Origin of the sequence: Clostridium sp. (assembly GCF_016650095.1) — a bacterium.
Taxonomy (GTDB): Bacteria; Bacillota; Clostridia; order Clostridiales; family Clostridiaceae; genus Clostridium_AD.
Window position 1 is genome coordinate 1 of the sequence record NZ_JAENWL010000092.1, and the last position, 10835, is coordinate 10835.

A 10835-nucleotide genomic window follows, 5' to 3' on the forward strand; every position below is an offset into this window, starting at 1 on the left:
AAAAACTTTACCAAACTTACTACGTAAGAATTTGCTTAGTATGTCTATCGCAGATGAATTGAATATTTTTATTTATCCTGAAGACTTTCCAACAAATATTTCAAATTCAGAGGATTTAAAAATATTAAAAGAAAATTTCAAGGAATCTGAAGTTTACTTTGTTGCTGGCAGTGATGTAATTTTAAATTCTACATGCTATAAAAAGCCTATCACTGAAAACTCTATACACAATTTCCCACATATAATTTTTGAAAGGGGAAAAAATAAGCATTTAGAAGAAGCTACAAAAAAAATTCTTGGTGAAATCAAATTAATAAATCTTTCTTCTACTTATGCGAATATTAGTTCTAGTCAAATTAGAAATTATATTGATGATAACCGTGATATTTCAAGTTTAATTGATCCGCTTGTTCAGCAGTATATTTATGAATATGGCTTTTATCAAAGAGAACCACTAGACAAACTTTCTTTAGCCGCTCCTAATATAGATATTGCGTTTGCTGAAGAATTTACTGATGCTTTCATAAAAAAACTTTCTAATTCCTGTAATGATCAAGAACTTGTTTTACAAATTTTAATTAAACTTTCAAAAAAAATCTCACCCAAACTTGTAATAATTAAAAACATCCTAACTCATGAAATCCTAGGTTTTGCATCAATGCACTGGATTCGTTCCAATAATTTGTACAAAGAATTAAATGATGATAAATTATCAAGATATGTTCGTGAAAACGCATCCGGTAGAATTATTCTTATTGATTTAATGTATATAAACAATAAAGAAAAATATAGAGCGCTCGAGAAAATACTTATTACAGAATCTTTAGCCTATGCATTATCTAGAGACTATGAATATGCAATTTTCAAACCGATGCTGCAAGAATTATATGGTCCTTCTTTAACTGAACTTCTGTATTTACAAGGTTTTAAAAAAGTCGAAACCACTGACCCTAGTTTAACTGCCTTAGTAGTAGATATGAATAATCCTTGCATATTAAATCTAGACATGGAAAATATTCTTAAAGAACCTTTTAGAAGTAGTCCAAGAGTAAATCAAGTTATTTGCGAAACAAGAAAAGTTTTGCAAAAGGCACTTACTAATTTATACCCTGGTGAATTAGTATTATCCTTCGATAGTGATGTTCTTCATCAAAAAATGATAAAAAAGGTATGCAGTGAAAATAATGTTCCAATTAAAATAAGTCACTCAAAGCAAAAGGGCGATGCTATGTGTGTACCTTTTGGCGATATGCTTGATAGATATTTAGTTCCAAATACAGTTACTAAATCATTGCATACTGAAAAATTTTTCACCCCTGATGTTAAGGAATTTAATATTGGAGAAGTCCCTTATTACTTAAGTCTTGAGCATCAAATTAAAATGATAAAATCCTTTAATAGACCTGTAATACTTGTTGATAACATACTTCACAAAGGTTATAGAATAAAAGCTTTAGATCCTCTCCTTCGAAAAGAGTCGGTAAATGTAAAAAAAATTATTGTTGGAATCCTATCAGGGCGTGGAAAAGACCTTATGGATATGCAGAAAAGGGAAGTTGATAGTGCTTATTTTTTACCAAAACTTAAAAACTGGTTTAATGAAAATACACTATATCCCTTCATCGGTGGAGATTCGCTTTGGAGAGGATTTTATCCAAAAAGAAACTTGCTTCCGTCCATTAATTTAATTCTTCCTTATACTTACCCAGTTTTTGTAAAGAATACTTCACAGATGAATATTTACGAATTGTCTAAGGTGTGTATTGAAAATTCTATAGAGCTTTTAAAAGTTTTAGAAAATGAATACCATATTTTATATACACGGAACTTAACATTAGCTTCCCTAGGTGAAGTATTTACTCTTCCACGTTGTCCTGATATTGGGCGCGATATGCACTATGACTTAAATATATCCCCATCCCACTACCTAGAAAATGATTTACAACGATTGCATAGACTAGATAATATGTTATAAAAAGGAAATTTTAATTCAAAATAATTAGAAGGAGGTGCTTTAGAATGTTTTACTATATGTGCAATGAAAAACTATTAATATCTAAAGATGAATATAGTAATATGAGTGTTATATCTGAAATCCAAGCAGAAAAATATACAGGCATGATTTTTGCTCTGAGTAGCCTTAATCCGGAAAGTTCGCGTAGAAGTTTTTCTGTATCCCATGAAAATTTTCTCTTCCTAAAGGAGGAAAACTTAAATTTACTTGTAAATCCTAAAGCGTCCATTGCAAACGTGCCTCAGTGGATAAAGCTTGCTATTAAAAATAATAGAGTTACATCTTTGAACACACAATATCCTAACTGGCAGGAAGTTTTAACTTATAATCAGCCTACTAAATGGAGAATACATGTGGTAGGGCTGGGAGATGTTGGTGGTACTTTGCTTACTGGTCTAAGACTTTTAGGTGTGGAAAAAATTCATTGCTTAGGACTTTATGATAGAGATATAAGTCGCATGGAACGCTACAAATATGAACTTAGTCAAATTCTATCACCAGATATGAAGGAAAGTTCTATAGAAATAATGTCTTTAAGCGAAGAGGGAGTGTTTGACTGTGATATGTTTGTATTTTGTGTATCTGTTGGAGTCCCTGCGGTAGGTAAAGAGGCAGAAGATGTTCGATTAGTGCAGTTTAAAGGCAACTCTAAAATTATTGGGCAATATGCTACCCTTGCACGTGAGAAAAACTTTAAGGGTATATTTGCTGTAGTATCAGATCCAGTAGATTTGCTTTGCAAAGTAGCATTTATCGAAAGTAATAAAGATAGTGCTGGGCATTCAGACTTTAAGGGTTTAGCACCAGAACAAATAAGAGGATACGGTTTAGGTGTTATGAATGCTCGGGCCTGTTATTATGCTTTGAAGGAAGATACTACAAAACATTATATTCATGAGGGTAGAGCTTTTGGTCCACATGGGGATGGTCTCATAATAGCCGATAGTATTGCACGCTACAATGAATCACTTTCTGAAGCTTTAACTTATAGTACTAAGACTGCTAACTTAGAAATTCGCAATACAGGCTTTAAACCCTATATTGCCCCAGCTCTTTCTTCTGGTGCCTTGTCAATACTTGCCACTATTAATTCACAGTGGCATTATAGTGCTACCTTTATTGGAGGTACTTTTATGGGTTGTAAAAATAGACTTCTCCCTTCCGGCAGCCAGCTAGAAACCTTGGACCTAAATGAAGTACTACTTAGCAAGCTAAATTCAACCTACAAACTTCTTAGTGAATTCATATAATTTTAAAAGGAGGTTTTTATGAAGGATTTATTTGTAATTATACCTAACAAAAATATATCTCCCATGCTTTCAGAAATGATAAAAGAGGTGACTTCTTACACAAATTATACTTTAATTGAGGATTCTAACAATATTCCCAATCTTCAAAATAAAAAAATATTCTTTGCTTGTGAGCTTACAGATATAGATTGTGATGTTGCAATGCTTGAGTTTTTTTCTAAATTAACTAAAAAAGGTGACAAATGCCTTTTAGGCTCCGTTGCTGCACTCCTCATTCATAGCAATACTGAGCATGGTACCAAACGTACAAGTCAAGATATTATATACCTTGCAAACAACTTAGGGTGCTCTTTCATCGGTCATAGTGTGGTGGAAGCAACTTCGACGCTGAGGAATTTTTTTACTTGGAAAAAGATATTGGATTTACCAGTAGAAGAAATTTGTTTAAAGATGTGTTCAAGGCTCAGAAACAGATTACTAGAATATAACCCAGTTACCATAAATAATCCTAAAATATTAGTGCTATACTCAAGTCCACATAAAACTTCTAATACTTTGGATTTATGGCATTTGATCTCAATGCATCTTTATGATTACAATATCAAAGAACTACAAATAGAAAATGGGGAGGTTTTAGACTGTAACGGTTGCTCTTATAAATTATGCACTCACTACGGCACGAAAAAAAAGTGTTTTTATGGAGGAATCATGGTCAATGCTGTCCTACCTGCTATTGAAAAATCTGATGTAATAATATGGCTATGTCCTAACTATAATGATGCAGTAGCTGCAAACTTAACAGCTGTAATAAATAGACTCACAGTACTATATCGGAAAATACAGTTTTATGATAAAACCATTTTTGCAGTGGTTGTATCTGGTAATTCTGCAAGTGATTCTATTAGTAAACAATTAATTGGAGCTTTAAATGTAAATAAAGGCTTTAGATTGCCACCATATTATTCCATAATGGCTATTGCTAACGACCCTGGTGAAATTTTTAATATTCCACAAATTGATGAAAAAGCTGACTTCTTTGCAGAGAATATAAAGAAGGAAATAAAAGCCTAAGGTGCTTTTATTTCCTTTTTTAGTTACTAGCTATTTTTTAAAGATTCCTTTATCTGAATTATAGTTTTATTCAAAATCGGATGGATAGCATAAGGTGCTATATCGCACAGTGGGTCTAAAACAAACATTCGCTCCTGCATTCTTGGATGAGGTAATATTATTTCGTCTTGAGTGCTAATAATATTATCATACAATAATACATCCAAATCTACCGTTCTAGGACCCCATCTTATAACTCTCTCCCGTTTTAATTCCTTTTCTATAGATAACAGAAATATTACAAGTTCCAATGGATTTAAAAGTGTTTTTACTTCAATAGCACAATTTAAGAAGTCCTCTTGTTCTAGATATCCTACTGGCTTCGTTTCATAAAATTTTGACGTCTTTGTTATTTGAGTATGACATGAATTGCTTATAAGCTCTAAAGCTGCTTTTACATTTTTCTCTTTGTCCCCCATATTTCCACCTATACCAATATAAGAAATATGCCATTTTCTATCTACCTCTACCGCTGCATATTCAAGTGGTTTTCCAATAGGAGCCCAAGGTTTTTTGATTTTAACCTTTACTCTTTGAACTAAATCATATTTTAAAAGTATAAATTCAGCTAACTTTTCTGTAGCTTTCTCTATTAAATTATAGTTTTCTTTTTTAAATTCCTCCTCCACTAGGTGACAAAGCTCACCATAGTGAACTGTCTTAGTTAAGTCATCAGTGGTGCCTGCTTCTCTTAAACTAAGAGAAAGCTCCAATGAAATTAAGAAACGTTGCCCTAAGGTTTTTTCCTCTTGAAAAACACCGTGGTGTCCATAAACTTCTAAGTCTTTTATGTATATTTTATCCATACTATTGTCTCCTCTTAATATCTAGTGCATCTACACTATATTTCTTTATAAATAATAAGGTTTTTAACCTCTACATATAGCATCTGTCATAGCGCAAACTCTTTTATTTTCTTTTATATCATGCACCCTTATAAATTCGCAGCCCTTCATAATACCTATAGCAGTAGTTGCTAGTGTCCCCTCAAGCCGTTCATTTGCAGCGAGTCCTAGTGCAAATCCTATCATGGATTTTCTTGAGGTGCCAAGAAGTACAGGATACCCTAAGCTATTCAGCTTTTCTAGGTTATTCATAGTTTTTAAATTATCCTCATAACTTTTTGCAAAACCAATACCTGGATCTAATATTATATTTTGCTTAGGTACTCCTGCATTTAATGCAATTGCTATGCTTTCCTCTAAATCCTTTAATACATCTTCAATTAAATTATTGTAATTTTTATTTTCTCTATTGTGCATTAAGCAGCAAGGAACATTATACTTAGCAGCTACTTTCGCCATATATGGGTCCTTCTTAAACCCCCAAACATCATTAATCATGTCTGCACCAGCCCTTACTGCAAGTTCTGCAACCTTGCCTTTATAAGTATCCACAGAAATGGGGACCCTTATTTCCTTCTTTAAAGCCTCTATAATAGGCACTACTCTTTTTATTTCTTCTTCTGCGCTTACTAATATGTGACCTGGTCTTGTAGATTCTCCACCAATATCAATAATATCTGCTCCCTCAGTCACCATTATTTTCGCATGCTTTATGGCTTTTTCAATATCATTAAATCTCCCCCCATCAGAAAACGAATCTGGGGTAACATTTAAAATCCCCATTATGTAAGTTCTTTTGCCTATTTCAAAATCTACGTTACCTATTTTCATATATTGCCTCCTATAACACCTTATCTACTCTCAATTACGTCTAGTATATTATCTTCATATTTCTCTTCTCATCTGGCCATTTGCATCCATCAATAGCTATACAGTGAGCACAATATCTTGAAAGCTTATCACACTTATATAATATATCACTTAAACTATTTAAATTTTCAGTATTAATTCTATGGTTTCCTATAGCATAAAGAATCTCATCAATTTCTTTATTATCATATTTGCACTGCAGTAATACATTCTTAGCAATTGGCAAGCTAGCAATATTATGTGGTGTCCCATTTTCATACTGTGTGCCTCTACCTATATCATGCAAAAATGCAGTTGCATAAATCATGTATTTGGGTATATTTAAAGTATTTTCTAAACTCATGATATACATAAGTCGTGCCACATCTAGAAAGTGTTGCATATCATGTAGGCAAAATTCTCTGTGGTTTTCAAAGTTTTCAATCTTCTTTAAATTATACACAAAAATATGGTTTTCTATAATAAGATTGATTTTATCATTCATTAAATTATTATCTATGATTTCTCAACCCCTTTAGCGTTAATGTTTATTCCTTATAATTTTCTACATATCTATCATAATACCTTTTTATTTCAGTTACAACCACACTTTCATTACCTATTATATCAAATAATAAGTATTATTTATTACAAACCCCTTTAAATATTCTACATTATTAGTTAAAATGGTACTAAACACATAAAAATAGAATAACATACTTAATTGTCTTTTATTTGAATGTGTCTTAACTTTAAATAGAGGTGGTTATATGTACAATCGAGGAGATTTCCATCTTCATACAAATGCATCTGATGGAAAACTAAGTCCCAAGGAATTAATTCATACGGCTTTCATAAACGGTTTAGATATTATTGCAATAACAGATCATGATACTACTTTAAACGTTGAGGAAGGCATTAGCGAAGGTATCAGTAAAAATATAAGGGTAATACCTGGTATAGAACTCTCCACTATTCACAATAAAGAAAGCATTCATATTTTAGGTTATTTTAAAGACGATAAGTATAAAAATGGAGATTTTCAAAATTTCCTGAAAGATATGGAGATTTATAGAATATCGAGAGCTGAAAAAATAGTAGAAAATCTTGATACTTTTTTCAAAATAAAATTAGATTATCAGAAAATTTTGGATGATGCGAAAGGGGTAATAGCAAGACCTCATATAGCTAAGGCCATAATGAATGCTGGTTATAAATATGATTGGAAATATATATTTGATAATTTGCTCTCAGACGATAGTCCAGCATATGTGCAAACAAAAAAAATTTCAACAGAAGATGGTATAGACATGTTAAAAAAAGTTAATGCATTAGTTGTGCTTGCACACCCGGTGCTAATTAAAAATTCTTCTATAGATGAAATGTTACGCTTTAATTTTGATGGTATTGAAGCAGTCTATCCAATAAACACAAAAAAACAAAAGGCGTTTATGAAAGGAAAAGCTAAAGAATACAATAAGTTCATTACTGCTGGTTCAGATTTTCATGGAATTACAACCTCAGATACCAGTCATGGTGTTATAGGTTCAGTTTTCTTAAGCCATAATGACCTAGCTACTTTTGTTAATGCATTAGATTCATAAAATAAAAAAGTATATATTACTAGTAATGCGTTCACTTCGCTAAGAACTACTAATTTTATTTTTAATTAATCTGCTAAAAAACATAAACTCGCTTTCGCTCAAACATATGTTTTTCTTAACGCATCTTAATTAAAAATAAAATAAGAAGTTCTAAAGCTTGTTCAAATGCATTATACGTAATATATACTTTTTTTACACATTGAAACATTTATGATTGAACGATGTTCTTATATTATGTTTTTAATTGCAACATAATATAAGAACATTACTTAATTAGTAATATACACTTTTCTTAAATCTCAATTAAAAATGCTTCATAAGCTCTAAATGCTTCATAGATATCTGCTTTACTTGCAATTTCCCATGGTGCATGCATATTATGAAGAGCAACTCCTGAATCAATAACCTGCATACCATACTCAGCTAATATATAAGCTATAGTGCCACCGCCGCCTTGATCTACTTTCCCAAGCTCTGATGTTTGCCATGAAATTTTATGTTTTTCCATTATAGTCCTAAGCTCTGCAATAAATTCTGGGTTTGCATCGTTGCATCCGCCCTTTCCTTTAGAACCAGTATACTTGTTTAAAACTATACCTTTCCCGAAGTATGCAGAATTGCGTTTTTCCATAACTGACGGAAAGTTTGGATCATAAGCTGCACTTACGTCTGACGATAACATTTTTGAACTCGCTAATGCTCTTCTTACTTTTAGCTCACTATAATCTCCCATTAAATTAACAACTTCAGCTACTGTGTTTTCAAAGAATTTTGATTGCATTCCCGTTGCACCAATACTTCCAACCTCTTCTTTATCCACAAGTAATACAACACAAGTTTTGTCTGTGTCCTTAATGTTCATTAATGCTTCATAAGAAGTGTACGCACAAACTCTATCATCTTGCCCATAGGCCATAACCATACTGCTATCTAGTCCATAGCTTCTAGCTCGCCCTGCAGGTACTACTTCGAGTTCTGATGATACAAAATCTTCTTCGTCTATATCATACTTATCATTTAATAGTTTTAATATATTTAATTTAACTCTATTTTTAGCATCCTTATCCTCTACTGGTATGCTTCCCATGAATACATTTAAATCTTCTCCTTCAATACCTTTATCTAAAGTCTTTTTCATTTGTTCTGCCGATAAGTGAACTAGAAGATCTGAAATTCCCACTACTGGTTCTTTTTCATCTTCTCCAATTACTATATTTACTACCGTGCCATCCTTCTTAATTACAACACCATGTATCGCTAAAGGTAGCGTTACCCATTGATACTTTTTAATTCCACCATAGTAATGTGTTTTAACTAATGCTAAATCTGAATCCTCATATAATGGATTTTGTTTTAAATCTAGTCTTGGTGAGTCAACATGAGCACCTAAAATTTTAAAACCCTTTTCAATAGGCTCAGAACCGATTAAAAATAAGGCTAAGGTCTTTCCCATACAGTTTGCATAAACTTTATCACCAGCTTTTAATTTAGCACCTTCATTTATGTACGTATCAATGTCCTTGTAACCATTCTTTTTAGCTAGTGCAACAAACTCTGTTACACATTCTCTTTCAGTTTTACATTTTGATATAAAATCTATATAATTATCAGATAATTTAAATACGTCTTTAAAATCACCTTCAGTATATTTGTCCCAAGCTACATCATATTTTTTTTCTAAACTTTTAACATCTGACATGTTTATTTCCTCCTTAATATAAATTGTATTCATTTTACCATTTTATTTGTCTATTCATTACGCGCTTTAGTTATTTCCTCTATTCTCATATTTATAGTTTCAACAGGAGTTATCTTAGAATTTAAACTGTATCTATAATTAGCTGCTGCCGCTTCAATAATCACAGCTATATTTCTACCAGGTCTAATTGGCAACGTTATTTTTCTTACAGGCACATTTAATATATCCATAAATTCATTATCTATACCAAGCCTATCATATTCTTCATTCTCATTCCACTGAGTAAGTGAAATTAATAAACTAATAGTCTTAGTGTTTAAAACGGAACTCATACCATAAATTGCTGGAATATCTATTATCCCCATGCCTCTGACTTCCAGCATGCCTGATGTTATGTATGGACAATTTCCGAGGAGCATTCCGTCAATTTCTTTAATATCTACCGCATCGTCTGCAATCAACCTATGTCCCCGCTTTATTAATTCTAACGCACATTCACTCTTACCTATCCCACTTTCTCCAGTTACTAATATTCCTATACCATAAACATCTACAAGCACTCCATGTAGCCTAGTTTCTGGAGCTAGCTTAGTATCTAAGTAACTTGTAAGCTTATTAATAAATCTTGTGGAAATTAATTTCGTTCGTAAAACCCATCGCCCGTTTTCTCTTGCTGCATCCACAATTTCTTTATGTGGCACCAAATCCCTAGTAATAATAACACAAGGCGTATCTAATTTAAAATATCTGTTTAATCGTTTCTTTCTAAGTTCTTCTTCCATGCAATCTAGAAAACTCCACTCTGCCATGCCAATTAGTTGAACTCTCTTGCTTTCAAAATACTCGTAAAATCCTGCAATTTGAAGTCCTGGTCTATTAATATCGCTAACATTAATTAGTTTACTGTTATCTCCTTGTACTAAAACCTCTAAACTAAAATGCTCTATTAATTCTTCTATGGTAACAGCCATTTAAACTCCCCCGTTTATATATTTCTAAATTTATTGTTTTTAAGGCATCTTTGACTTGTTGTTTTTTTAAATCTAATCATAATCTTATACTTTTTTAATTGTATCTAGTTGCGATCTAAAATTTCTTTTAACATTATTAACATATTTTTGTCTCAATTCCTGTTGCTCTACTTTCTCTTCTTCTGTAAGGCCCTCTTCTTTACTTTTTTTATAAAGGTAATTTATTCTGCCAGTTAATTCATCGCTATTCATAATATCCCTCCCAGTATTTTTAACTTTTTTATATATCAAGTTATTTTATTCATAAATATTCTAGACCAAACATATTCTATTTTTATAATTATAGCACAAGAAAATTAAGACCTTTTTCGTCATTTACAAATTATTACAAATGACTTAATCAAACATATCTGTAGTGTTTTTGGTATTTTTTTACCATTTAACTCTTATTTATTTCTTATTTATTTCTTGAAATTATAGCCTATTTTGTAGT

9 protein-coding genes and 1 pseudogene are annotated in these 10835 nt (G+C 31.8%); 4 read left to right on the forward strand and 6 right to left on the reverse strand.

All coding sequences use genetic code 11. From position 1 onward, the window contains the following. The 3 genes and pseudogenes from JJE11_RS07505 to JJE11_RS07515 all read left to right on the forward strand — a co-directional run. Window positions 1–1975, forward strand: a pseudogene (locus JJE11_RS07505) (cytidyltransferase); the annotation flags it as partial. A 44-nt stretch (window positions 1976–2019) separates the two neighbouring features. Beyond that, window positions 2020–3264, forward strand: coding sequence for a lactate dehydrogenase (locus JJE11_RS07510; RefSeq protein ID WP_291634166.1), 1245 nt, complete (start codon window positions 2020–2022; stop codon window positions 3262–3264). 18 nt (window positions 3265–3282) lie between these two features. Then, a complete protein-coding gene (locus JJE11_RS07515; RefSeq protein ID WP_291634168.1) occupies window positions 3283–4335 on the forward strand; it encodes an NAD(P)H-dependent oxidoreductase in 1053 nt (350 codons plus the stop codon). 26 nt (window positions 4336–4361) lie between these two features. Here the strand turns inward: JJE11_RS07515 and folK are convergent, their stop codons facing one another. From folK to JJE11_RS07530, 3 genes are all read right to left on the reverse strand, one after another. Beyond that, window positions 4362–5180, reverse strand: a complete 819-nt coding sequence (folK, locus tag JJE11_RS07520) for a 2-amino-4-hydroxy-6-hydroxymethyldihydropteridine diphosphokinase (RefSeq protein ID WP_291634170.1) — start codon at window positions 5178–5180, stop codon at window positions 4362–4364. Between the two features lie 63 nt (window positions 5181–5243). Next, window positions 5244–6050 (reverse strand): dihydropteroate synthase, encoded by an 807-nt coding sequence (gene folP, locus JJE11_RS07525; protein ID WP_291634171.1) that lies wholly within the window; start codon window positions 6048–6050, stop codon window positions 5244–5246. Window positions 6051–6090: 40 nt separating this feature from the next. Next, a complete protein-coding gene (locus JJE11_RS07530) occupies window positions 6091–6573 on the reverse strand; it encodes an HD domain-containing protein (protein WP_291634173.1) in 483 nt (160 codons plus the stop codon). Window positions 6574–6838: 265 nt separating this feature from the next. Between JJE11_RS07530 and JJE11_RS07535 the strand changes: the two genes are divergently transcribed. Further along, the gene (locus JJE11_RS07535) at window positions 6839–7672 is read left to right on the forward strand and encodes a PHP domain-containing protein (RefSeq protein WP_291634175.1); all 834 of its coding nucleotides are present in this window, start codon (window positions 6839–6841) and stop codon (window positions 7670–7672) included. 292 nt (window positions 7673–7964) lie between these two features. On the opposite strand, the gene JJE11_RS07540 is transcribed toward JJE11_RS07535, so the two are convergent. From JJE11_RS07540 to JJE11_RS07550, 3 genes are all read right to left on the reverse strand, one after another. Then, the gene (locus JJE11_RS07540) at window positions 7965–9404 is read right to left on the reverse strand and encodes an aminopeptidase (RefSeq protein WP_366927916.1); all 1440 of its coding nucleotides are present in this window, start codon (window positions 9402–9404) and stop codon (window positions 7965–7967) included. A gap of 17 nt (window positions 9405–9421) precedes the next feature. Continuing rightward, window positions 9422–10342 (reverse strand): HPr(Ser) kinase/phosphatase, encoded by a 921-nt coding sequence (gene hprK / locus JJE11_RS07545; protein WP_291634179.1) that lies wholly within the window; start codon window positions 10340–10342, stop codon window positions 9422–9424. An 84-nt stretch (window positions 10343–10426) separates the two neighbouring features. Beyond that, window positions 10427–10594 carry a DUF896 domain-containing protein gene (locus tag JJE11_RS07550; RefSeq protein WP_291634180.1) on the reverse strand — a complete coding sequence of 56 codons (168 nt, stop codon included), beginning with the start codon at window positions 10592–10594 and terminating at the stop codon, window positions 10427–10429. Window positions 10595–10835: the final 241 nt, after the last annotated feature.